This is a genomic window from Campylobacter sp. CNRCH_2013_0855 (assembly GCF_025773025.1).
In the GTDB taxonomy this organism is placed as follows: domain Bacteria; phylum Campylobacterota; class Campylobacteria; order Campylobacterales; family Campylobacteraceae; genus Campylobacter_D; species Campylobacter_D jejuni_C.
Genome location: NZ_JAKMTE010000007.1, coordinates 1 through 22,790, shown reverse-complemented (window position 1 = coordinate 22,790; position 22,790 = coordinate 1). Strand labels below are relative to the sequence as shown.

Below are 22,790 nucleotides of genomic sequence, written 5' to 3'. Positions count from 1 at the left end.
ACTTTAGTTTTGGTTAAGACTAGCTTTTCTAGGGTCTAAAAATTCTACTTCTAATCTTTTATCTCTATCTTCAATATACACAGTAAAAATAGCTTCGCCTTTTTTAAAATCACTAAATTCAAGTATTAATCTTGCTCTATCTATATGAGGATTTTTATAATCAGGTACTAAGGTTTGATCTACCCAGTTTAAATTTCTTCTTAAAGACATCACAAATTGTCTAGGGTATTTTTTATATCTTGAATGAACAATGATATTAGTTTGATCAAATAAAGTCCATGAAAAGTCAAAATAATAAATCTCATCAGGATAATCAATTTCTTTTATTTTTACACTTGCTTTTTCATCTTTATTTAAGGTAAATTTATAAGTATAATCAAAAAATACTTCAGCCCTTAAAAAATTAAGTATCAAAAATAAAGATAAAAATAAACGCAAAATCAACCCTCATGTCCTAAAATTTCAGCACTTAAGCCTATATAAAAATCATTTTTTCTCTCATCTATTAAGAGTGAATTTTCCATTTGAAATTGTGCTACATCGCTTTCATTTAAATTATTTTTTTCTAAAAGCTCTATCATAGTGATATGATCGGCTAGTAATTTTTCTAAAACATTTTCTAATGCACCTAAATTTGCATATTTTATTGTTTCGATAAATTTTTCTTTAGGACTTTTTGCAAACATTTCATCAAATATATCCATTTTTAACCTTTTATGTAAGTTTGAATTTTTTCTATTAAAGTAGTTTTATCGTTAGCTTCATCCAAGTCTTTAATTTCTTTTTGCCAAGAAATATGTATATAATCCATCTTAGCATTTTTAGCACAAAGTCTGTCTTTTAAGCTATCGCCTATGAAAATACTTTTTTCATATTTTGCTTCATCTGTGATTAATCTTAACATCATAGGATCAGGCTTAGCTTCTATACCATAACTAACACCTAATATTTTATCAAAATATGAAAGAATGTTTTGTTTTTTTAAAATAGGTACTAAGCTTTCTTGAGGTGCATTAGTAGCTATAGCTAAATAACAATCATTTTTTTTACAAAATTCCAAAACCTCAAGCACACCATCAAAAAGCACCACGCTTTGATCATAATGCTTGATAAAATACTTCTCATAACCTTCTTTAAAGCTAGTATGTGAGTAAGTATCAACCCCATAAAAAATCTTAGCATAATTTTGCCCAGGAGTGTTGATAGTATCTAAAATAAACTCTCTTTTTAAAGGTTCTAAATTTAAATCCGCTCTTATCTCATTTACTGCACATACTATAGCATTAGCACTATCTATAAGCGTGCCATCCATATCAAAAATTACATTTATCAATATTCATCCTTAAATTTAATTTTATGTTTGTCTTTTTTATAACTTTGATTATTTTTTAGCTTATATAAGGCATTGGCTTTTGAAGCTAAAGTTTTTTGGTCTAAACTTTCATCTAAACACTCATTTACAAAAATCTCCAAAGCCTTAGTATAAGTAGAATCCAAAAATACCGCTTGAACTTTTTCAAAGATTTTAGCATTTTTTTGCATTCTTTCCCTAAAAAGAGTTAAATCAAAATCTTCCCTTTTTAAAGCACTTACAGCAGAGTTGGTAAATTTTTCTAAAGCTCTTACGTATTTAACTCTCAAAGCTTTTTCATCATTTTTCATTCTGCTGCACTTGTATTAATTCTACATTGTAATGCTTCTTGTACTAAATTTCTAGCTATTGAAGCTTCAGCATCTACAATGTGTAAATGTTTATCAGTGTGTGGGAAAATGATTTTAGCACCTGTACCACTTGTTTTTAAAACCGTTTGTATAGGTTTGTTAAAACTAGAAAGCACTTGATAGAGCATATCAAGTTTAGCTTCATTGCTTATAGTTATAATAGCAACTGAGCATTCTTCTATATTAGCTACTTTTAATGTTTCTACTTGCGCTACACTAGCAAAAAAAACATTCTCATTTCTGCTACGCCCAAGCTCAACCAAATTTAAATCACTTTCTAAAACTAGATATGGAATACCTGTTTTTTTAATCTTTTGCACCACTTCTTGACCTAATCTTGCATAGCCAAAAATGATAAAATGATCTTTCATTTTTTGATCACATAGATAAAATTTAGCCATATCGTTTTGCTCACCTTCGGCTGCGTTGGCTATTTTTCTAAGATTATTTAAAATAAAAGGTGTTGCAACCATAGTGATGATGGAAACTATAATGAAAATTTGTGCTGTTTTTTCATCTATAAGTGAATTTACTTGCATTAGCGAAAATACTGCTAGCGCAAATTCTCCAATTTGAGAAATACTCAAAGCAGTTTTTAACGCTACTCTTTTTCTTGTATAAAGGATTAAAAGACCATAAATTACTACAAATTTTATTAACAATACCAAGCTTACAAAAACAAAAATCAAAAACCAATTTTCAAAAACTATATGAAAATCAATTTGTAAGCCAACACTGATAAAGAAAAACCCTAAAAGTAAATCCCTAAAAGGAACCAAGTCTGCTTCTATTTTATGTTTATATTTAGTTTCTGCTATCAAAGCTCCAGCTATAAAAGCTCCGAGTGAATATGAAAAACCAAAAGAATGTGCTAAAAAGCTTGCTCCTATTACAGTAAAAAGTATAGTAGCAATGAAAATTTCATTTGCATTAGTCTTAATGATAAATTTTAAAACATAAGTAAAAAGGTATTTACCTATAAAATAAAGCAAAACAAGCAAAATCACAGCACTGACTAAGGTTGTAAGTAAAAGCTTTGAAATATCAGCATTTTGAGAACTAAATATATCAATCATTAGTAGCAGTGGTATCACAGCAATATCTTGAAAAAGCAAAATTCCTAAAGCTTTTCTGCCATATTCTTCGTTGATATCGCCACTATCATTAAGTATTTTTAAAACTATAGCGGTGGAGGATAAGGCTAGAGCAAAACCTGCTATCATTGCTATATGGTTTGCTATACCTAAAATATAAGTTACAAGTAAAGTACAAACCAAACCGCAAGTTAGCATTTGCAAACTTCCATTTAAAAACACTTCTTTTTTCATTGCTAAAAGATGTTTAAATGAAAATTCAAGCCCTATGGTAAACATTAAAAAAACTATGCCAAACTCAGCTACATGGATAATAATTTCATTAGTACTAAAACCATAAAATTCACGCACAAATAAACCTGTAGCTATATAGCCTATAATAGTTGGAATACCAAATTTTTTTAAAATTACATTTAAAATTACAGCAAAAGCAACTGCAACTAAAAAGACATTTAAAAACTCTTCCACTAATTAGCCTTTTTTATTCTATTATTTCATTTTTTCTAAAAAAATTAAATCAAAATTACTTCTGTGCTTAACTACTGCTCTTGATTTTGAAGGATTATCTCTTCTATCAAGTTCTAATCTTAGTTCCTCAATGGTATTTTCAAACTCATCAATTTTTGTTTTTAGCTTTAAAATCACATCAACACCAGCCAAATTAACTCCAAGATCTCTTGTTAAGCGTAAAATCATTTTGATTCTATCTATATCTTTTTGAGAATATAGTCTCATTTTGCCATCGGTTCTGCTTGGCTCAACCAAACCTTCTTTTTCGTATTGTCTTAGAGTTTGTGGGTGTATGCTTAAAACCTTTGCAACAACACTTATAAGATACACCGGTTCATCATAACTATGCTCCATTGCATACTCCTTTTAAGGTAATTTTTCTTCTAAAATTTTTACAAATTCAGGATCAAGACTATTAATATCAGGTATTTTTACATTTAAAATTAAATACATATCCCCATAAAGGTCTGTTTTTCTATTTTGTACTCCATAGCCTTTAAGTCTGATTTTTTGATTGTTTTTAGAATTTGGCGGTATAGTGATTTTAACTTCTTTTCTTGGGGTATGTACGCTGATTTTATCTCCAAAGAGTGCTGTTTTTAAGCTAATTTCAACTTTTTTGTATAAATCATCATCTTCTCTTTCGTATTCATCACTTTTTTCAAGCTCTACTTTTAAAATCAAATCTCCTTTTTGTCCTTGAAAGCTTTTTCCTTTGCCTCTTATACGTAATTTTTCACCATCTTTTATGCCGTGTGGAATTTTGATTTTAACTTGTTCATTATTGATGTTTATAGTATGCTCGCCACCTAAAATTCCTTTTTCAAAAGGAATTTTAACATTTGCTTGTAAGTCTAAATCCTCTTCAAACCCGCCAAAGCCTCCAAAACCGCTTCTAAAATTATTACTAGAGCTAAAACCTCTGCCAAAGCCTCCAAAGCCTCCGCCAAAAATATTATTCAAAATATCGTTAATATCAGCTCCACCTGCATTTTTTGAAAAATCATGGAAACTTTGCCCACCAAACATAGAATCGCCATATCTATCATATTGAGCTCTTTTTTTCTCATCACTTAAAATTTCATAAGCTGCGTTGATTTCTTTAAATTTTTCCTCAGCACCTGCTTCTTTATTGATATCTGGGTGATATTGTCTTGCTAATTTTCTATAAGCTTTTTTTATTTCATCTGCGCTAGCATTTTGCGAAACACCTAGTGTTTCATATAAACTATTATTCATTTTATTATTCCTTAATTTTTTATAAGATTATACCATAAACTTTAGTCTTAGTCAATCAACTTTTATAAGTTTTAATACTAAAGGTTTTGTTTACAATTGTGTAAAAATAAAATTTTATACTTGTATAAAATGATTTTACAAAGGATAATACATGAAAAAAACTATGATTCTTTCTTTGGCATTAGCAACTACTATTTTTAGTGCTAGTATTGATTTTAAACAAACAGATGATAATGTAAAAAGATCTTTACCAACCGATAACCAAAACACTATACTTTCTTATCATGATTCCATACAAAAAGTTAAAAATTCAGTAGTTAATATTTCAACTTCTAAAACCGTTCAAAGCAATTCCTTTGGGATTGATGATTTTTTCAATGATCCTTATTTTAAACAATTTTTTGGTTTTGATTTCCCACAAGCTCCAAAAAGTAAAAAGAATAAAAAAGAAGTAGTAAGTTCACTTGGTTCAGGCGTGATTATCTCAAGCGATGGTTATATTATAACAAATAATCACGTTATAGAAGGTGCAGAAAAAATCACTGTAAATTTACCTGATTCAAGCACTGAATATAAAGCCAAATTAATTGGCGCTGATCCTAAAACAGATTTGGCAGTGATAAAAATAGAAGCAAAAAATTTACCTGCTGTGGTTTTTGCTGATTCAGATAAATTATTAGAAGGTGATGTAGTATTTGCTCTAGGTAATCCTTTTGGCGTTGGAAGTAGTGTTACAAGCGGGATTATATCAGCTTTAAATAAAAATAATATAGGTTTAAATCAGTATGAAAATTTTATTCAAACTGATGCTTCAATTAATCCTGGAAATTCAGGCGGGGCTTTGGTAGATAGTAGAGGGGCTTTAGTTGGGATAAATTCAGCCATACTTTCAAGAAGTGGTGGAAATAATGGCATAGGCTTTGCAATCCCTTCTAATATGGCAAAATCTATTGCACAAAAACTCATTGAACATGGAAAAATTGAAAGAGGATATTTAGGCGTAGTCATAGGAGCTTTAACTCAAGATATTAAAAAAGCTTATACTAATCAAGAAGGAGCTTTAATAACAGAAGTTCAAAAAGACTCAGCAGCTTATAATGCAGGATTAAAAAGAGGTGATTTGATTATAAAAGTAGATAAAACTGTGATTAAAAGCCCTATGGATTTAAAAAATTATATAGGAAGTATTGATCCAAAACAAGCTATAGAAGTAACTTATGAAAGAGATAATAAAGTCAAAACAGCTAAATTTATGCTAAAAACAGATGAAAAATCGCTACAATATGAAAAAGGTTATATTGATGGTTTAAAATTAGTAGAACTTGATTCTAAAAATAAACAACAATACCGCATACCTGAAAATATTAGCGGTATTTTAATTACCGAAGTTACTCCAAAATCAAAAGCAGAAAAAATAGGTTTTGAGCAAGGTGATATTATCATAGGTATTAATCAATACGAAGTTTCAAATTTTAAAGAATTATCTAAGGCTTTAGAATTAAATAAAGACAAAGAATATGTTAAAATTTGGATTAATAGAGGCGGTATGGTTAGAGCTTTACTTTTTTAAGAAAGGAAAAAAATGACAAATATTTTAATGATAGAAGATGATTTAGAATTAGCAGAGATTATAGCTGAATATTTAGAGCAATTTGATATGAAAGTAGATATTGCTCATGAGCCTTATATAGGTCTTTCAAGACTTGCTTTAAATCCTTATGATTTAATCATTTTGGATTTAAGCTTGCCTGGACTTGATGGACTTGAAGTATGCGAGGAAATTCGTAAAAAATATGATACACCTATTATCATTTCAAGTGCAAGACATGATATTAGCGATAAGGTTGCTGCGCTTGATTTGGGTGCTGATGATTATTTACCAAAACCATATAATCCTCAAGAACTTCAAGCAAGAATTAAAAGTCATTTAAGAAGAATTTCAAACACCAAAACCGCTCAAACTCAAGTTAAAAAAGATCTTGTATATGATAAATATAAACACACTATTACCATGAAAGATCAAGAAATTAGCTTTACTAATGCTGAATTTGATATTTTAAGTTATTTGATTAAAAAAGAAGGTGGAGTGGTAAGCCGTGAAGAACTTGTGTATAATTGTAGCTCTATTAGTGAAGACTCTAGCAATAAAAGCATAGATGTAATCATTAGTAGAATCAGACAAAAAATCGGAGATGATCCTAAAACTCCAAAATATATTCACTCAATCAGAGGCATAGGATATAAATTAACTCAATGAACAAATCATCGATTTTTTATACTATAACCTTTGTTTTCTTACTTGCTAGTGTTAGTGTGATTTTGGCATTTTTATGGCTTATAAAATATGATCAACAAAATTACACTAATGAGCTTAATGCGAAATATTCTTTTATAGCTAATGCAAGATTGTTGTATTTTAATCGTGTAATTAGTGAAAAAGAATTTTATGAGCAAACAAAAAATTACAAAATGATAGAACTAACCGCGCCATCTTCTATAAGAAAAATTATCTACAAGGCTGAAACTATAGCACGTGCTCAAACTAGCACGGGTGTAGTTGAAATTATTACTTTAGAAGATAATGTGTACTTAAAAATCATCTTTGATGGAAAACTTTATTTGTACAAAGATTTAGAATATCAAGGTTATCGTTATTTTGTGATTAAGCTTATTGCTAGCATAGTAGTAATGGTTTTATTGATTTTATATATTTTTATCATTAGAAAATTAAAACCACTTAGAGCTTTAAAAAGACAAATAGATAAATTTGGCGAAAATAAACTCAATGAAATTCAAAATGTCAGTAAAGGTAATGATGAAATTTCTCAAGTAGCAACAGCCTTTTATGAATCTATTTTAAGAATTCAAAAACTAAACACTTCAAGGCAGTTTTTCTTAAGAAATATTATGCATGAGTTAAAAACTCCTATCACTAAAGGTTTAATTACTTTAGAAATGCTTGAAGATAGTAAATATAAAGAAAGATTAGTAGGCGCTTTTAATCGTTTGGAAATTTTGATTAATGAATTTGCAGCGATTGAACAAATTACCTCAGGTGCTGGTTTGATTAATTTAAAAAAATACAATATCTTAGATCTTTTAGATGAAGCTAAAGATATAGCTATGAGTGATGATGAAAAGGTAAAAATTAGCATCAAAGAAAGTTTTAGTGTCAATGTGGATTTTAAACTCTTTACTACTGCGATGAAAAATATGATAGATAATGCGACAAAATACTCTGATGAAAATTGCGTTACCATAGAAATAACTAAAGATTATCTTTGCTTTAAAAACAAAGGAAAAGCCTTAGATAAAGACTTAAAATACTACACTCAAGCCTTTACGCAAGGAAAGAAAAACAAAGATAGTTTTGGACTTGGATTATACATTGTTAAGACTATTTTAGACTCTCATAAACTTACGCTTTATTATGAATATAAAGACGGTATCAATCATTTTTATTTTAATGATATACAAAATATAATTTTAAACTAGGAAGCTCATGCCCTTATCGCGTTTAAATGAAGAACAATACAAAGCCGCTAGTGCTCCTTTTGGACACAATCTTATCATAGCAAGTGCAGGTACAGGTAAAACTTCAACTATAGTTGCAAGAATAGCCTTTTTACTTCAAAATGGTATAAAGCCTGAAAAAATTATGCTTTTAACCTTTACAAACAAAGCTAGTAAGGAAATGATAGAAAGACTTGGTAAATATTTTGATAAAAGCATTACTTCAAAAATCACAGCAGGAACCTTTCATAGCACTGCTTATTCTCTGCTTAAAGAATTAAATCATGATATTATTTTAAAACCTGCAAGTGAGCTTAAAATTCTTTTACGTTCTATTTTTGAAAAACGCACTTTTCATCATCTAAGTGATACTAAACCTTATATGCCAAGTTATTTGTATGATGTATATTCTTTATTTCAAAATACTAATGCAAATTTAGATGAATTTTATAATTGGTTTTGTCAAAACTATGATGAACAAGCTGTTTATGCTGAAATTTATGAAGATATTTTAAAAGAATATGAAGAAGAAAAAGCACGTTTTAACTATGTGGATTTTAATGATTTATTAATCAAATTAAAACATGTTTTAGCTTCACATCATTTTGAATTTGATGAGATTTTAGTAGATGAGTATCAAGATACTAATACTTTACAAGGCTCATTAATTGATGCTTTTAAAAGTAAAAGTTTATTTTGTGTGGGGGATTATGATCAAAGTATCTATGCTTTTAATGGGGCTGATATTTCTATTATAGGAAGTTTTAAAGATAGATTTATCGATGCAAATATTTTTACTTTAAATAAAAATTATCGTTCTAGTAAAAATATACTTGCGCTAGCTAATAAGGTTATTTTAAACAATGAAAGATTATATCCTAAAGAATTAATTGTAACTAGGGAAGGAGATTTTAAAGCTCCAAGTTTGCTAACTTTTAATGAATTATTTGATCAATACTCTACCATAGCAAAAATAATCCTACAAAGCGGTGTTAATCTTGATGAAATTGCTGTTATTTTTAGAAACAATTCTAGTGCAGATGGAGTAGAAGTTGCCTTAAGAGAACTTGGTATAGCAAGCAAAAGAAAAGGTGGGGGAAGCTTTTTTGAAAGCTTGGAAGTTAAAAACTTTTGCTCTATGCTTGCAATCGTGCTTAATCCAAAAGATATCATGGCTTTTATACATTTACTTGAATACACCAAAGGAGTTGGTGGGGTTTTAGCAAAAGATATTTTTGACGCTTTGTTGAAATTAGGGCATTCTAGTTTGATTAAAGGCTTTTTAAATCCTGATAGTAGTGTGAGTTTAAAAAAATACAAAAAACAAAGTTATCAACTAGGACTTTTTGATGATATTGAGGAGCTAGCCTCGCCTTCAAGGTTTAATCTAGAAAGCGAATTTAACACCCATCCTATTTTAAGCCTTCCTAAAATTAACGAGTTTTGTGCTAAAAATCTTGAAAAAATTTATCTTTTTATTAAAAAAGCAAGCGAGTGTAAGGTTTCAACTCAACTTGTAAATTTGATCTTAGAAAATGATTATTTTAAAGAAATTTGTGATATTTTAGCAACCAAAAGAGCGACTAATAAAAACTCTAATGTTGATTTAAATAAAAAAAATGAAATTTTAGAAAAAATCAATGCAAAAATGTTTGTATTAAAAGAACTTGCTAAAAATTATAGTGATAATTACAAATACTATAATTTTCTTACTCTTGGTGCTAGTGAAATGAGTAGTGGTAGTGGGGTTAATCTTTTAAGTATACACGCTAGTAAGGGGCTTGAGTTTGAACTTGTATTTGTAATTGATCTTGCACAAGGAAGATTTCCTAATCAAAAACTCATGAGTATGGGTGGGAGTTTAGAAGAAGAAAGAAGGCTTTTTTATGTAGCAGTAACTAGAGCTAAGGATACTTTATACTTAAGCTATGCAAAATATGATAAGATTAAAAAAAGCAATTATCAACCTTCGTGTTTTCTAATCGAAGCAGGTATGTGTAAAGAAGAATAAAAATAAGACTTTATTAATCTTTTTATATTATGATTAATAAAAATCATTCAAGGAGAAAAAATGAATAGTGTATTATTCAAAGGAAATAAAGTAAATTTAAAAGGAAATAATATTCAAGTTGGCGATATGGCTCCAAATATCACTTTAAAAGCTAAAGATCTTTCAGGTGTTGAAATTGCTCCAAAAGGTAAAACTCAAATTATTATTAGCGTGCCAAGTCTTGATACTCCAGTATGTGCAACCGAAGCTAGAGAATTTAATAAAAAGGCAGCAGCAAGCGGTGTGGAAGTAATCGTAGTTAGTATGGACTTACCATTTGCTATGGGTCGTTTTTGCTCAACTGAGGGTATAGATAATTTAACTGTTGCAAGTGATTTTGTTTCTAAAGAATTTGGTGAAAAATATGGTGTTTTAATGGCTGATGGTCCACTTGAGGGAATTTTAGCTAGAGCGGTGTTTGTAGTTAAAGATGGTGTGGTTGCTTATAAAGAATTAGTAAATGAAGTAACAGAACTTCCAAATATGCAAGCTCTAGAAAGCTTCTTTGGTCAAAGTTGTGGATGTGGTGGTTGTGGTTGCCACTAAAATTTAAAAGCCTTTTATAGGCTTTTAAAACTTAAAAATATGGAAAATTTTCTTTCTCGTTTTGAAATAGAAAAACAAGATCTCAAACTCATACAAGAACACTTACAAATAATAAACATTGAAAAAGATTTTAAGGTTAATGATAAATGTTTAGGATTTATAAAAATTTTAAAAGGTGAACTCAGAGCTTTTATTCTAACTCCAAATGCAAAAGAAATAACACTTTTTCACCTTAAAGAAAATGATGAATGCATTATTTGCTCTGAGTGTAATATGGATGGCATATCTTATGATGTTTTTATACAAAGTACTCAAAATACAAGTATAGCCATCATCCCCTCATCGATTTTTCAAATTTTAAAAGATAAATACCCAAAAATTAATAATTATGTTTTAAGTTTAATCACCAAGCGTTTTAATACCTTAATCAGAGTTTTAGAACAAGCTTTATTTATGCCTTTATCTTCTAGAATTTGTGATTTTTTAAAAGAAAATGCTAGTAATAATACTTTAAAAATTACTCATGAAGCTTTAGCTAATCACTTAGGAAGCGCTAGAGAAGCTGTTTCAAGAATTTTAAAAGAATTAGAAAATGAAGGTAAAATCAAACTTGAAAGATCTAAAATAATACTAATTTCTTTGTAACTTTATCACAGAAATACTTTTAAAATTTATTTATAATATCAACAAAAAAAGGAGAAATTATGAGTAAATTAGAAAGAGTGTTAAGAATAGCTTTAGCCATAGTGGTGTTTTCTTTAGGGGTTTATTTTTCAACTTGGTGGGGATTATTGGGTTTAATTCCTTTATTAACAGGTATTTTTGCTGTTTGTCCTATAAGAGTGCTTAGTGGAAAACAAGCTTGTCCACTTGGGGTTTGCCCTATTTCTAAAAAGAAAAATTAGGAATGATTTACTAGTTTTTCTAGCTTTGGTGTAATGACAAATCTACAATAAGCTTGATTGGGATTATTTTTAAAATATTTTTGATGATAATCCTCAGCCTTATAAAATTTTTCTAATTTTAAAACTTGTGTAACTATAGCTTTAGCGTAATGTTTTTGTACTTTTTGTAAAAAATTGCTAATAATTTTTAACTCCTCATTAGTTTGATAAAAAATAACTGATCTATATTGCATCCCCTCATCAGCACCTTGTTTATCTAAGCTTGTTGGATCATGCATTTTGAGAAAAATTTCTAAGATTTTTTCTAATGAAATTCGTTTTTCATCATAAACTATCTTAGCTACTTCTATATTTCCATCGCCATTTATCACGCTTTCATAACTTGGATTTGGCTTACCACCGCTATAACCTACTTCTGTATAAACTACACCTTTAATTTCATCAAACACAGCTTGAGTACACCAAAAACAACCCGCACCTAAGATGATTTCTTTATTTGTCATTATTTTCTAAATCCTCGTTTTCTTTTAAAACAAGTTGCATAAGATAAAGTTCTTCTCCGTCTATGATTTTTAAATCTTTATCTTCGCATTTTGGGCACCAAAAGATATTATTTTCAAGCACTCCACTAAAATGGCATTTTTGACACTCAACTACTACTTCTTGGATATGCATAATAAATTTAGCATTTTTACACAAAGGACTATTTTCTTTAAAAGTTTCAAAGCTTCTTTGTAAAAGTGGAGGTTCAACCCCGCTTAAGCGCCCTATTTTAACATGCACTTCTTCAATAGCTTTTCCTTGAGCATATTCTTCGCAAAGCTCTAGTAATGATTCTGTAATACTTAACTCATGCATTAGCAAATTCTTGGTAAAAGTTCGCCTTTTGGAGCTTCTAAAATGCGTTTTGCTCCATAAGCATTTTCTAAAACCACTCTTGCTTTTTCATTAGCTGTGATTTCACCTATAATGGCTGCATTAGCATTAAATTGTTTTAAAATTTCTAATGCTTTTTGCTCATCTTTTTTATCTACACAAACAATAAAAGTTCCTTCATTTGCAAGCTCATAAGGCTCATATCCAAAAAGCTCACAAACCCCTAAAACTTCATCACAAACTGGGATTTTTTCTTCATATATTAAAAACTCTAAATTACTTAATTTAGCCCATTCATTTAAAACCGCACTAAGTCCACCACGCGTAGCATCACGCATTGCTTTTATAGAAATATCTGCATTTAAAAGTGCTAAAACTTCATCTTTTAAGCTTTTGCAATCACTTTGGATATTTGCCTCTAAATTATTTCTTTCAACCAAAACCGCACAACCATGAGCTCCAATATCCCTTGAAACTAATATACTACAACCACTTTTTAAGTCTTTGGTGTTGATTTTTTGTATATTTTTACCTATACATGAAGTATTAATATATATTTCATCGCCTTTATTTTTAGGAACAACTTTAGTATCTCCACAAACTAGTTTTACTCCCGCTTTATCGCATTCTTCTTTTATAGATTTTAGTATAATTTTTAACTTTTCTATCTCAAAACCCTCTTCTAAAATCAAAGCTAGCGATAAATATAGCGGTTTTGCTCCCACCATTAATACATCATTTACGCTACCACAAACTGCTAATTTTCCTATATTTATATCTTTTAAAAAGATAGGATTTAGCACAAAAGAATCAGTGCTAAAAGCCAAATCATCTAAAATAGCAGCGTCATTTGCTTCTTTTAAAACATCATTTTCAAAAATAGAAAAAATTTCATTTACCAAAGCATTCATTTCTTCGCCACCGCCACCATGGGCTAAAGTAATTTGCTTCATTTTATGCCTTATCTTGATAATATTTATAATAAGCCGCACAAGCTCCTTCGCTAGAAACCATACAGCTACCTATGGGATTTTTTGGAGTACAAGCTTTTGCAAATACCTTGCAATCATAAGGCTTAGCTAAGCCTCTTAAAATTTGACCACAAATACAAGCTTTGCTTTCATCTTTACTTTGCACTTTACAATCAAACACTTTGCTAGCATCTAAGTGTGCATATTCATCTTTTAAACAAAGCCCCCCATTTACAATCACTCCAAGACCTCTAAATTCAAAATCACAAGGCTTAAAGTATTTTTCTACTAAAGCTTTGGCTTTTAAATTTCCCTCTTTGCTAACTACTCTGTGATATTCATTATAAACTTCAAAAGTATTTGCATTCATTTGCTCTACTATATTTAACACACTAAGCATTATATCAACTGGCTCAAAACCACTCACTGCTATAGGGGTTTTGTATTTTTTAGCAATAGGTTCATAAATGTTTGATCCTGTGATAACGCTTACGTGAGAAGGTCCTAAAAAGGCATCAATTTTTACATTTTCATCTTGCATGATAGCTTCTACTGCGGGTGGAACTAATACATGATTAATATGAAAAAATAAATTTTTTAAATTTAAGGCTATACTTTTTTCTATAATCACCCCACTCATAGGTGTAGTTGTCTCAAAACCTATGGTAAAAAAGATGATATTTTTCTCAGGGTTTTTTAAAGCTATATCTATCACATCCAAAGGTGTATAAAGCGCTCTAATATCAGCTCCTTTAGCTCTAAGGTCAATTAAGCTTTCATAGCTTCCTGGCACTTTAAGCATATCGCCTAATACACAAAAGATAGTATTTGGCATACTTGCAAGCTTTAAAGCCACATCAATACGCTCTCTTGGCATAACACACACAGGACAACCTGGACCATGCACAAAATTAATTTCTTTGGGTAATAAATCAGGCAAACCAAATTTCATAATACTATGCGTATGTCCACCACAAATTTCCATGATATTAATAGGCTTAGTAATTTTAGAAGCAATAAGTTCTTTTAGGGCTAAAATTCTTTCTTTATCTCTAAAATCATTAATTAAATCCATTTTTTAGCCCCATATCACCTTCATTTTCATCGATTTGTCCATTTTGCATTTTCTCTGCTATATCTGTATAAATTTTTAAACTCTCTTGTGCAGCTTGAGTGTCAATTTTTTCCATAGCAAAACCTACATGTATAAGCACATAATCACCTACCTTTAAAGGTTCGCTTATCAAGTCTAAACTCACTCTTCTTTTAACCCCTAAAGTTTCTACTATAGCTGAATTTAGCTCATCAATTTCTAAAATTTTAGAAGGTATAGAAAGACACATTAGTTAAGCTCCTTTTTCATTTTTAGATAATTTATCCAAAGATCAAATCCTGTTTTTGTTTTGCTATCTAAAATCATAATATCTATTTTAGGATTTAGCCTTTTAGCAGCCATGGAAGCTGCTTTAAAATCAAAGTCAAAATGCTGAGCTAAATCAGCTTTAGTAATGACTAATAAATCAGCCTTTCTAAACATCACTGGATATTTTTCTACCTTATCACTACCTTCTGTTACTGAAAGTAAAACTACATTTAAATGCTCGCCTAAATCATAACTTGCAGGACATACTAAATTTCCCACATTTTCAACAAATACTATATCAAGTTCACTAAGTTTAAAATGATGTAAAGCTTCATGCACCATAAAAGCATCTAAATGACAAGTTTGTCCTGTGGTAATTTGATGAGCTAAGCCTCCTGCTTTGATAATGCGATTTGCATCATTATTAGTTTCTAAATCCCCTTCAACCACAGCTATTTTTAAATCATCTTTTAAAGTTTTTATAGTTTCTTCTAAAAGCGTTGTTTTACCGCTTCCTGGAGAACTCATTAGATTAATACAAAGAGTATTATACTCATTAAAATGCTCTCTATTATGAGCTGCTTGATGATCATTTTTTGATAAAATTTTACTAATAACATTAATAGTTTTTTCATCTTTTAAAGCTGGATTTTCATGATGGTGATCATGATGATGTTCATGTCCATTAATAGAACAGCCGCAATCTTTACACATAATCTTTCCTTTATCTTTTTATTTTATTGTATATAAAAAAGTATTAAAAAAATATGAGTTTTATTAAGTTTTTAAAGATAAATAATGTACAAGTTGTCCAAGTGCAATAGAACTATCATTGCAAGGAAATTGCAAAGAAGTTTTATAAGCAAAATTTTTTTGATCTAAAATTTCAAGTAAGGTTTTATTTTGAAATACTCCGCCACACAAAAGCACTTCTTCTTTAAAATCTTTTGAATATTCTATAATTAAATTTGCAATGCCATTAAGCAAACCTGTGCTAATTTTAACCTTATCTTTATCTTCTAAAGCTTGTAAAAAGGCATTTTTAAAGCAAATTTCTGTTTCTTGGATATCAAATTTATAACTATAATCAAGATTTTTATCATAATATTTTTCCATCAAAAGTCCAATTTGTGCTTCATAATCAAGCTTTTGTATATCAAAAGCAAGCGCGCCAAAAGCATCAATAATCCTACCAAGAGAACTTGTATATAAAGAGCTTTGAGAGTGAATTTTTTTAAGGTTGTCTAATTTTACTTGAGAAAATTTAGCTAAAAACTCACTAGCTTTGCTTTCTAAATTAAAATCAAAAATCAAAGCAAAAGCTAAATTTGCGATATTTTTAATATCTGCATTAATTAGTTTGAAATTTTTAAAATGATTTAGTCTTTCATAGCTTTTTAAATTCGCTCTAAAAATCTCCCCACCCCAAATTTTTCCATCATCCCCATAACCTGTCCCATCAAAAACAAAAGCTAAAACATCATTTTTGTAAATTTTGTGTTCAAATAAACAAGCGCACAAATGCGCATAGTGGTGTTGCACGCCAAAATTTTTATAATCTTTAAATTCTTTTACATAGTTAAATTGTGGATGTTTGTCGCTTAAAATATGATCAAAATTTAGTTTATAAGAGTTTTGAAAAAAAGTTAAAACTTTAAAAAATCTCTCTTGTATGTCTAAACTTTTCATATCACCTATATAAGGAGAAATAAAAATTTGATTTTTAAAAAAACATGCAAATTCATTTTTTAATTCACTTCCTAGAGCAAGAATATTTTCTTTTACATTAAAAATACCTGCTGTGTTGATATAAAGTGGATTAAGACCTCTTGAAGTCCTTAAAAACATCACCTCTTTGCCAATTACTTGAGCAATACTATCATCGCTTGAATTATGTATTACTCTATCATAATCAAGATAAAAATCAAATACATCACTAAGTTGCTCTAAAAGTTTTGTTTCTTCATAAATAATGCTTTGTGAGCTTAGATTAGCACTAGTTGCAATGATAGGTTTTTTAAAGTGCTCAAAAAGCATTAAATGCGTTCCCATATAAGCTAACATAATACCTATTTTATTGGTATCTGGTGCTAAGCTTTTATGGATATTTTTGCTATTTAAAATAACTATGGGTTTTAAATTTGAAGTTAAAAGTTTTGCTTCAGCTTCATTAATAAAAGCTAATTCTTGAGCCATTTTAAGATCTTTTACCATGATAGCAAAAGGCTTTTTAGGGCGATTTTTGCGTATTCTAAGTTCATTTATAGCATTTTCATTTGTGCTATCACAAATTAAATGAAACCCACCCATACCTTTAAAAGCTATGATTTTACCTTGTTCTAAAAGCTTTGCAAGCAAGATAAAAGCTTTTTCATCTTTGGCTAAAATATTTTGATTTTTATCTTTTAAAAAAATAGTAATTTTGCATTTTGGGCATGAGAGTGGTTGGGCATGAAAACGACGATTAGCAGGATCTTCATACTCGCTTTGACAAAAAGAACACATTTTAAACTCATCCATAGTCGTATTAACTCTATCATATGGGAGTTTTTTTATAATAGAAAATCTTGGCCCGCAATTTGTGCAAGTGATGAAAGGATATTTAAATCGCGGATTTTTCTCATCGTAAAATTCATTATAGCAATCCTCACAAAGAGCAAAATCACTTAAAATCGGGCTAAATTTTTCACTATCTTGTGAAGTACTTATACTAAATTCATTATAAGTTTTTTGAAGTTTTTTATAAGAAAAGCTAAAATCATCTATCCTAGCTAAAGGCGGTAAATTAGCAAAAAGTTTTTCTTTAAAAATTTCTAATTCATCATTACTACACTCAAGGATTATAACAACTCCTAAGCTATTATTATAAACTTCACCTTTTAAATTAAGCTCTTTAGCTATATTAAAAACAAAAGGACGAAAGCCAACGCCTTGCACTAGCCCTTTAATATGAATTTCATATCCAAAGTGGGACATCACTTAACTTAAAAAATGGTATGTGTTTAAATACATTTTTACTAAGGCTTTTGTGTTCAAACAAGCTCCCACTAAGCACGGCACAATCAACTTGTTCTTTAGCTTTTAAATCATCAAATAAATCTCTTAAAAAATACGCCAAGCTCTCAACAACACCTAAGGCTATGATTTGATTTTCTACTCCAGCAAGCTTAAAACTCATCACGCTTCTTAAGGTCTTAGTATAATCAAATTCTTTTTGCTCATTAAGCTTAAAATCTATCCTAACGCCTTTTGCCATTTTACTCTCATCTGCTAAGGCCAAAAGCGCTAATGCTGCTTTTTTCTCGTCTTCACCAAGCTCTAAAATCATCCCTACCATGCCAAAAAGATTAAAAAAATTATTAGCCATGTTTAGTTCTTTTCGCACTAGGGTAAATTCTTTTTCATAATTAGCTAATAATCTCTTAGCAACATCATCTTGACTTATAGTTTCATAAAACTCATCAAAGCTTTTTGGTAAATTTAGTTTTAAAAGATTGATTTCTTTATCGAGTAAAATAATATCATCATATTTTTTACTAAGTTCTAAAAGCAAAGGCTTTTTGTCTTTAAAATCAGACAATATACAAGAAATTCTTGCAAAATTTTTATCTTCTTTTTGAAAAATCAAATTTTTAAACTCAGGTAAAATATAATCATAACCCCTGCAAACTACTAGCTCATTTTCGATTAAAGCCATTTCAAAATCATCTTCAAAATGTTCTAACTTTTTAAAATTTAAAAACTTAATTCCCTCTTTTTCAAGCTCAAAACACAAGGCAAACAAGAAAAGATTATCGTATATTTTTATTTTAAAATACTCATGATTTAATTGATGATTTTGCCTAAAAATAGCATTAAATTTAAGTTTCATTAGAGGCTTTTCAACCCCTGCTAAGATTTTAAACTGCTCGTTATTACAGGAAAAAAACGCATTAATATGCTTTGGGTCACAAGGTATTAAAAAATCATCTAATGTTTCATTAAAAATTTCAAAAGCATATATTCCTTTTGAGCTTTTAAAATGTATTTTTTCTTTGTTTTTTAATTTTTCCAAGGCTTTTTTTAAATTATCGCAGAAATTTTCTTTAGTGATTTTTATAAAATCTTCTTCTATTTTGAACTCTTCTTCTACAAAAATACCCCATTCATTTTCTAAAAGCTCGCCATTGGTATAAGCATTTGCATTAAGTCTTGTTAAAAAACTTCTTTTAGTGAAGGTTTTTTCTTTTTTTATAGGTGTAAAATCTTCTTCTATAACTTTTAAGTCAAATTTGTTTAAAAAAACACTATGGCTGATATTTTCTAAATTAGAACAAAAGGCTTGAATTTCATCTTTTTCGCCTTTAATCTTAATGATGATTTTTTCATCTTTTTGCTCATAATTATACACATAATCTTTAGCATAATAAGCTAACAAATACTCAAAAATATCGTTTTTAGATTTATAATCAAAAGTAATTTCTAAAAGCAAGTTTAAAACCTTAAAATTAAAATTTCTAAAGCATAAATATAACAATTTTAATTCTAAGGAAAGCTTAAACAAGCTATCTAAAATATAGATAGCTTGTTATTTTAGTAGTTAAATTCAGAACCGATAGCGATTTTTTGAATTTCTTTTTTGTTTTCAAGTTTTAAAAGTGGAGCATTTTTATCCATACCTAAAACTTTTGCTTTTTTACCATCAAGTGACAATGCAACACCTTCAGGTAAAGCATAAACCACTACTTTAGGATTAACAATCAAAAACTCTTCAAGTCTTTCTTCACGGCTTTCACCATTGTGTCCTACTGGTTTGCCTGAGATAAAATGTGGGTTGATTTGATGAGGGAAGATATTAAAAGTGTTGAATGATTTTGGTTCAACTATAGGCATATCATTAGTTGTCATCATAGTTGCACCTGCTACGTTTGAGCCTGCTGACCAACCAACATAAGGCACACCCTCACTTACTCTTTTTGCAATGAGTTCTACTAGGTTATTATTATAAAGTTGATTTACAAGTTCAAAAGTATTTCCGCCCCCTACAAAAATCGCATCAGCACTTTTAACAATATCAACAGCATTTCCTCTATGTACGCTAATTATTTGAAGTTCTAAACTTTCTAAAGCTTTAGCAACTTGTGCTTCATATTGCTCATAAGTTTTTCTAACACCCGCATAAGGTATAAATGCTACTTTTTTACCTTTTAAGTTGTTTTTTTCAACAAATTCTTTAAGCCAAGGTAAAGCATGGTTTAAATACCCAGTGTCTTTATAACCTGAACTTGAAAGTAGTAAAGCTTTTTGCTTATCTTTTGGAAAATTAACCACATCATTAGCATTTAAAGCCACCCCGCTAAAAAGCATAGCAGCTAAACCCAAAGCACCTACTTTTAACAAATTTCTTCTTTTCATTGTTTTTCCTTTAAAAGATATTTAAAAACTATTTATTTTAATAAATATTTTTTTAAATTAAAATAAATTCTTGTTAAAAAATAAGACTTTTTAGAAAAACTTCTCTTGCTTTATAATCAGGCATAAATTTATATAAAAAATCATAAAATTCTTTTTGATGATGTGGGTAGATTAAATGTGTAAGTTCATGTAAAATCACATATTCTATAGCTTTTATAGGTTTTTGCATGAGTTTTAAATTTAAGTTTATATATGCTTTTTGATGATTGCAAGAACCCCATCTTGAGATCATTTCTTTAATGCAAATTCTTTGCACTTTTCTCCTGCAGACAAATTGCCATTTTTTTATAAAATACTCAAAAATCACTCTAGCGCTACGTCTTAAGAAAAGATCTAAATCTTTTTCATTTTTTGCAAAAATTTTATCTTTTTTTATGAGAACTTTTTTATGATTTTCGTTAAAAACTAGCTTGTATTTTTTACCTAAAAAATACAACTCATCACTTGCTAAAACTACTCTTTTTAAAGAAAGTTCTTTTTCTTTGGCTCTAATCCAACTTTCATTTTTTTCTAAAAATCTTAAAACATCTCTTTGCTCATAATATAGCGGTATGCTAAGCTTGAAATTTAAATCCCTATCTATCCTAAGTCTTAAGTATTTAAGTCTTTTCTTTTCAAAAGCAAAACGAAATTCTTTAAATTCTAAAATTCCTTTTATACTAGTGCTTTGCCTTGCCATTTTTTACTTTTCCATCTATATGAATTGACTATGCCACGCAAAAACTCATCTGCACAAAAACCTATCCAAACTCCTAAAATTCCAAGTCCAGCATAAAAACAAAACACATAACCAACTGGTAAAGAAACCCCAAGCATAAACACCACTCCACTTAAAAACGGAAACCTCGCATCACCGCTTGCTCTTAGTGAATTTACCATGACTATATTGAAAGTTCTTGAGATTTCTAAGAAAATAGAAAGAGTAAAAAGTGGTATCATAAGTTCTTTTAAGCTTTCTTCAAGCTTTACTACACCCATGGTAAAATCTTGCAAAACAAAATTAAGCAAAGCTACAAAAGCACTTGCAACCACGCTAAAATACAAAGCTATCCAAGTATGTTTATAGGCTACATTTAAGTATTTTGCACCGACTAACTTACCTATGATAATTTCATTTGCCACGCTTATAGCTTGTCCTACTAGCATGATAAGCAAAGAAATTTGAAAATAAATCGTTTGAACGCTTAAATTTTCTTTACCCAAACTTGCTACAAAAGCAAAAGCTATGGTGTATTGTATAAACCATATCAAATGCTCTCCTGCTGCAAAACCACCGATATTAAAAATCTTTTTAAGTACTACTTTTTCAAGGCTTATCATCTCTTTGATTTTAAGATGAATTTTGAGTTTAAAACTAAGTATTGCTACAAGCATGCTAAAGGCTACCAAACGCCCAAGTATATTACTAAGCCCTACCCCAAAAAGTTCTAGCTTAGTAAAATGCAATACATAAAAATTTCCTATAAATATCACAATATTCATCAATAAGGTAGTAAACATAACCCAATAAGCCATATTATACACCCTAATAATAGCAGCCAAAACTATACCCATAGCGTCAAAAAACAAACAAATTCCAAGCATATGCAAGTAAATCGCACTATCTTTTAAAAGCTCATTTGGGATTTGCAAAAGATAGAGTAAAAACTCTCCATGCCATAAAATCAAACTTCCACACACAAAACCAAGCAAGGCATTTAAAAATAAACTTTGATGAATTGCCTTTCTTGCTAGAGTGTAATCCTTAGCTCCTAAAGCTTGAGCGATCACTACACTACAACCCACACTTAAAAAACTAAAAATAATGATAAATAAATCTGCTACTTGATTACCCGCACCCATTGCTCCAACTAAAAAGTTAGAATACTGCGAAACCATCACGGTGTTGATAATCAAAGAAAAATATCTTAAAAACATTTCAAGCAATATAGGCATACTAAGATGTTTAAGTGAAAGTTGTTTGCTTGCCATAAATACTCTTTTTGATAATAATCTTTTGAAAGTAAAAAGTAATTTTACTTAAAAATTACTTTTTATAAGCTTTATAATATCTCTAAAACAAATTTATCATTTTCATCTTTAAAGGTAAAAACTTTATTTTTACAAGGATAAGATATACTATCTTCTTTTATACTAAATGTTTTATCTTTTAATTTTTCAAGCATAATAGGTAATTCTTTATTAAATAATGCCTTATCAGGAATTCCACACCCATGAGTTAAATCTTTAATAAATTTACCATCTATATCTTTTTCATCTATTAGATGAAAATCTACTTCATAATTTAAAGCTTTTAAAATTTCCATCATAGAAATTTTATGATCAACTGGAGTTTTTTGGTCTGTCTGTGAATGATAACTAACATAAATAATATTTTTATTCTTTTGACTTTGAAGTGTTAAATGCGAAGGATTAGCTAAAGCTCTTATTAAATAATTTTCATCAGCAAAATAATAAGGTGAGTTTGGATCTTTGCGTGTCCAATAGGTTTTTACAAAATAGTAATACATGATATTTTCATAAGAATAATATGCCTCTGGATAATTT

The 22,790-nt window shown here is 29.2% G+C and carries 26 protein-coding genes; 7 read left to right on the top strand and 19 right to left on the bottom strand.

Annotated features, from left to right (window positions below):
* Positions 1–3: 3 nt before the first annotated feature.
* The 7 genes from L8X40_RS05095 to L8X40_RS05065 are packed head-to-tail and all read right to left on the bottom strand — an operon-like array spanning position 4 to position 4,565.
* Positions 4–438 (bottom strand): exporting protein, encoded by a 435-nt coding sequence (locus L8X40_RS05095; protein WP_087700603.1) that lies wholly within the window; start codon positions 436–438, stop codon positions 4–6.
* A 2-nt stretch (positions 439–440) separates the two neighbouring features.
* Positions 441–704 carry a DUF2018 family protein gene (locus L8X40_RS05090; RefSeq protein ID WP_214100464.1) on the bottom strand — a complete coding sequence of 88 codons (264 nt, stop codon included), beginning with the start codon at positions 702–704 and terminating at the stop codon, positions 441–443.
* Between the two features lie 2 nt (positions 705–706).
* Positions 707–1,333: an HAD family hydrolase gene (locus L8X40_RS05085; protein ID WP_214100465.1), complete on the bottom strand. Its 627-nt coding sequence runs from the start codon at positions 1,331–1,333 to the stop codon at positions 707–709.
* On the bottom strand, positions 1,330–1,662 hold the full coding sequence (locus tag L8X40_RS05080; RefSeq protein ID WP_012661485.1) for a hypothetical protein: 333 nt from the start codon (positions 1,660–1,662) through the stop codon (positions 1,330–1,332). The genes L8X40_RS05085 and L8X40_RS05080 overlap by 4 nt, the downstream gene beginning before the upstream one ends.
* A complete protein-coding gene (locus L8X40_RS05075; protein ID WP_214100466.1) occupies positions 1,659–3,284 on the bottom strand; it encodes a cation:proton antiporter in 1,626 nt (541 codons plus the stop codon). Before L8X40_RS05075 ends, L8X40_RS05080 begins: the two co-directional genes overlap by 4 nt.
* 21 nt (positions 3,285–3,305) lie before the next feature.
* On the bottom strand, positions 3,306–3,680 hold the full coding sequence (locus tag L8X40_RS05070; RefSeq protein ID WP_039618318.1) for a heat shock protein transcriptional repressor HspR: 375 nt from the start codon (positions 3,678–3,680) through the stop codon (positions 3,306–3,308).
* Positions 3,681–3,692: 12 nt separating this feature from the next.
* Entirely contained in the window at positions 3,693–4,565 is an 873-nt protein-coding gene (locus tag L8X40_RS05065) for a DnaJ C-terminal domain-containing protein (protein WP_214135968.1), read from the bottom strand.
* Between the two features lie 151 nt (positions 4,566–4,716).
* Here L8X40_RS05065 and L8X40_RS05060 point away from each other — a divergent pair, with 151 nt between their 5' ends.
* Genes L8X40_RS05060 through L8X40_RS05030 form a run of 7 tightly spaced genes read left to right on the top strand, consistent with a single transcriptional unit; the run spans position 4,717 to position 11,579 of the window.
* The gene (locus L8X40_RS05060; RefSeq protein WP_263667470.1) at positions 4,717–6,135 is read left to right on the top strand and encodes a DegQ family serine endoprotease; all 1,419 of its coding nucleotides are present in this window, start codon (positions 4,717–4,719) and stop codon (positions 6,133–6,135) included.
* Between the two features lie 12 nt (positions 6,136–6,147).
* The gene (locus L8X40_RS05055) at positions 6,148–6,822 is read left to right on the top strand and encodes a response regulator transcription factor (protein ID WP_039618324.1); all 675 of its coding nucleotides are present in this window, start codon (positions 6,148–6,150) and stop codon (positions 6,820–6,822) included.
* A complete protein-coding gene (locus L8X40_RS05050; protein WP_039618326.1) occupies positions 6,819–8,060 on the top strand; it encodes an ArsS family sensor histidine kinase in 1,242 nt (413 codons plus the stop codon). Before L8X40_RS05055 ends, L8X40_RS05050 begins: the two co-directional genes overlap by 4 nt.
* Positions 8,061–8,067: 7 nt before the next feature.
* Positions 8,068–10,089 carry an ATP-dependent helicase gene (locus tag L8X40_RS05045; RefSeq protein ID WP_087700578.1) on the top strand — a complete coding sequence of 674 codons (2,022 nt, stop codon included), beginning with the start codon at positions 8,068–8,070 and terminating at the stop codon, positions 10,087–10,089.
* 60 nt (positions 10,090–10,149) lie between these two features.
* Complete coding sequence (gene tpx / locus L8X40_RS05040; RefSeq protein WP_012661493.1) at positions 10,150–10,674, top strand: thiol peroxidase; 525 nt, start codon at positions 10,150–10,152, stop codon at positions 10,672–10,674.
* 39 nt (positions 10,675–10,713) lie between these two features.
* Positions 10,714–11,319: a Crp/Fnr family transcriptional regulator gene (locus L8X40_RS05035; protein ID WP_263667468.1), complete on the top strand. Its 606-nt coding sequence runs from the start codon at positions 10,714–10,716 to the stop codon at positions 11,317–11,319.
* A gap of 59 nt (positions 11,320–11,378) precedes the next feature.
* Positions 11,379–11,579 carry a DUF2892 domain-containing protein gene (locus L8X40_RS05030; protein ID WP_039668411.1) on the top strand — a complete coding sequence of 67 codons (201 nt, stop codon included), beginning with the start codon at positions 11,379–11,381 and terminating at the stop codon, positions 11,577–11,579.
* On the opposite strand, the gene msrA is transcribed toward L8X40_RS05030, so the two are convergent.
* The 12 genes from msrA to L8X40_RS04970 form a co-directional block, all read right to left on the bottom strand.
* Positions 11,576–12,082, bottom strand: a complete 507-nt coding sequence (gene msrA / locus L8X40_RS05025; RefSeq protein ID WP_263667467.1) for a peptide-methionine (S)-S-oxide reductase MsrA — start codon at positions 12,080–12,082, stop codon at positions 11,576–11,578. The genes L8X40_RS05030 and msrA overlap by 4 nt on opposite strands.
* On the bottom strand, positions 12,072–12,437 hold the full coding sequence (locus L8X40_RS05020) for a hydrogenase maturation nickel metallochaperone HypA (RefSeq protein WP_263667466.1): 366 nt from the start codon (positions 12,435–12,437) through the stop codon (positions 12,072–12,074). The genes msrA and L8X40_RS05020 overlap by 11 nt, the downstream gene beginning before the upstream one ends.
* Positions 12,437–13,408, bottom strand: coding sequence for a hydrogenase expression/formation protein HypE (gene hypE / locus L8X40_RS05015; protein ID WP_263667465.1), 972 nt, complete (start codon positions 13,406–13,408; stop codon positions 12,437–12,439). Before hypE ends, L8X40_RS05020 begins: the two co-directional genes overlap by 1 nt.
* 1 nt (position 13,409) lies before the next feature.
* Complete coding sequence (gene hypD, locus L8X40_RS05010; protein WP_263667464.1) at positions 13,410–14,501, bottom strand: hydrogenase formation protein HypD; 1,092 nt, start codon at positions 14,499–14,501, stop codon at positions 13,410–13,412.
* Complete coding sequence (locus L8X40_RS05005; protein ID WP_039618343.1) at positions 14,488–14,769, bottom strand: HypC/HybG/HupF family hydrogenase formation chaperone; 282 nt, start codon at positions 14,767–14,769, stop codon at positions 14,488–14,490. Before L8X40_RS05005 ends, hypD begins: the two co-directional genes overlap by 14 nt.
* Positions 14,769–15,503, bottom strand: a complete 735-nt coding sequence (gene hypB / locus L8X40_RS05000; protein ID WP_039628341.1) for a hydrogenase nickel incorporation protein HypB — start codon at positions 15,501–15,503, stop codon at positions 14,769–14,771. Before hypB ends, L8X40_RS05005 begins: the two co-directional genes overlap by 1 nt.
* Positions 15,504–15,566: 63 nt before the next feature.
* Complete coding sequence (gene hypF / locus L8X40_RS04995) at positions 15,567–17,765, bottom strand: carbamoyltransferase HypF (RefSeq protein ID WP_263667463.1); 2,199 nt, start codon at positions 17,763–17,765, stop codon at positions 15,567–15,569.
* Positions 17,746–19,260: a hypothetical protein gene (locus L8X40_RS04990; protein ID WP_263667462.1), complete on the bottom strand. Its 1,515-nt coding sequence runs from the start codon at positions 19,258–19,260 to the stop codon at positions 17,746–17,748. The genes hypF and L8X40_RS04990 overlap by 20 nt, the downstream gene beginning before the upstream one ends.
* 101 nt (positions 19,261–19,361) lie before the next feature.
* Positions 19,362–20,183, bottom strand: coding sequence for a dipeptidase PepE (gene pepE / locus L8X40_RS04985; protein WP_263667461.1), 822 nt, complete (start codon positions 20,181–20,183; stop codon positions 19,362–19,364).
* Positions 20,184–20,256: 73 nt separating this feature from the next.
* Positions 20,257–20,922, bottom strand: coding sequence for a M48 family metallopeptidase (locus tag L8X40_RS04980; RefSeq protein WP_263667460.1), 666 nt, complete (start codon positions 20,920–20,922; stop codon positions 20,257–20,259).
* Positions 20,898–22,214, bottom strand: a complete 1,317-nt coding sequence (locus L8X40_RS04975) for an MATE family efflux transporter (RefSeq protein WP_263667459.1) — start codon at positions 22,212–22,214, stop codon at positions 20,898–20,900. Before L8X40_RS04975 ends, L8X40_RS04980 begins: the two co-directional genes overlap by 25 nt.
* 71 nt (positions 22,215–22,285) lie before the next feature.
* Positions 22,286–22,790 (bottom strand): DUF2920 family protein (locus tag L8X40_RS04970; RefSeq protein ID WP_263667458.1); only part of this gene is annotated, 505 nt, incomplete at its 5' end.

Coding starts and splice junctions, on each gene's coding strand:
- hypF (WP_263667463.1), bottom strand. CDS start 17,765: ATGTCCCACTTTGGATATGAAATTCATATTAAAGGGCTAGTGCAAGGC.
- hypB (WP_039628341.1), bottom strand. CDS start 15,503: ATGTGTAAAGATTGCGGCTGTTCTATTAATGGACATGAACATCATCAT.
- L8X40_RS05065 (WP_214135968.1), bottom strand. CDS start 4,565: ATGAATAATAGTTTATATGAAACACTAGGTGTTTCGCAAAATGCTAGC.
- L8X40_RS05005 (WP_039618343.1), bottom strand. CDS start 14,769: ATGTGTCTTTCTATACCTTCTAAAATTTTAGAAATTGATGAGCTAAAT.
- L8X40_RS04980 (WP_263667460.1), bottom strand. CDS start 20,922: ATGGCAAGGCAAAGCACTAGTATAAAAGGAATTTTAGAATTTAAAGAA.
- L8X40_RS05060 (WP_263667470.1), top strand. CDS start 4,717: ATGAAAAAAACTATGATTCTTTCTTTGGCATTAGCAACTACTATTTTT.
- L8X40_RS05045 (WP_087700578.1), top strand. CDS start 8,068: ATGCCCTTATCGCGTTTAAATGAAGAACAATACAAAGCCGCTAGTGCT.
- L8X40_RS05050 (WP_039618326.1), top strand. CDS start 6,819: ATGAACAAATCATCGATTTTTTATACTATAACCTTTGTTTTCTTACTT.
- L8X40_RS05080 (WP_012661485.1), bottom strand. CDS start 1,662: ATGAAAAATGATGAAAAAGCTTTGAGAGTTAAATACGTAAGAGCTTTA.
- pepE (WP_263667461.1), bottom strand. CDS start 20,183: ATGAAAAGAAGAAATTTGTTAAAAGTAGGTGCTTTGGGTTTAGCTGCT.
- L8X40_RS05035 (WP_263667468.1), top strand. CDS start 10,714: ATGGAAAATTTTCTTTCTCGTTTTGAAATAGAAAAACAAGATCTCAAA.
- hypD (WP_263667464.1), bottom strand. CDS start 14,501: ATGGATTTAATTAATGATTTTAGAGATAAAGAAAGAATTTTAGCCCTA.
- L8X40_RS05090 (WP_214100464.1), bottom strand. CDS start 704: ATGGATATATTTGATGAAATGTTTGCAAAAAGTCCTAAAGAAAAATTT.
- L8X40_RS04975 (WP_263667459.1), bottom strand. CDS start 22,214: ATGGCAAGCAAACAACTTTCACTTAAACATCTTAGTATGCCTATATTG.
- L8X40_RS05070 (WP_039618318.1), bottom strand. CDS start 3,680: ATGGAGCATAGTTATGATGAACCGGTGTATCTTATAAGTGTTGTTGCA.
- tpx (WP_012661493.1), top strand. CDS start 10,150: ATGAATAGTGTATTATTCAAAGGAAATAAAGTAAATTTAAAAGGAAAT.
- L8X40_RS05030 (WP_039668411.1), top strand. CDS start 11,379: ATGAGTAAATTAGAAAGAGTGTTAAGAATAGCTTTAGCCATAGTGGTG.
- hypE (WP_263667465.1), bottom strand. CDS start 13,408: ATGAAGCAAATTACTTTAGCCCATGGTGGCGGTGGCGAAGAAATGAAT.
- L8X40_RS05055 (WP_039618324.1), top strand. CDS start 6,148: ATGACAAATATTTTAATGATAGAAGATGATTTAGAATTAGCAGAGATT.
- L8X40_RS05020 (WP_263667466.1), bottom strand. CDS start 12,437: ATGCATGAGTTAAGTATTACAGAATCATTACTAGAGCTTTGCGAAGAA.
- msrA (WP_263667467.1), bottom strand. CDS start 12,082: ATGACAAATAAAGAAATCATCTTAGGTGCGGGTTGTTTTTGGTGTACT.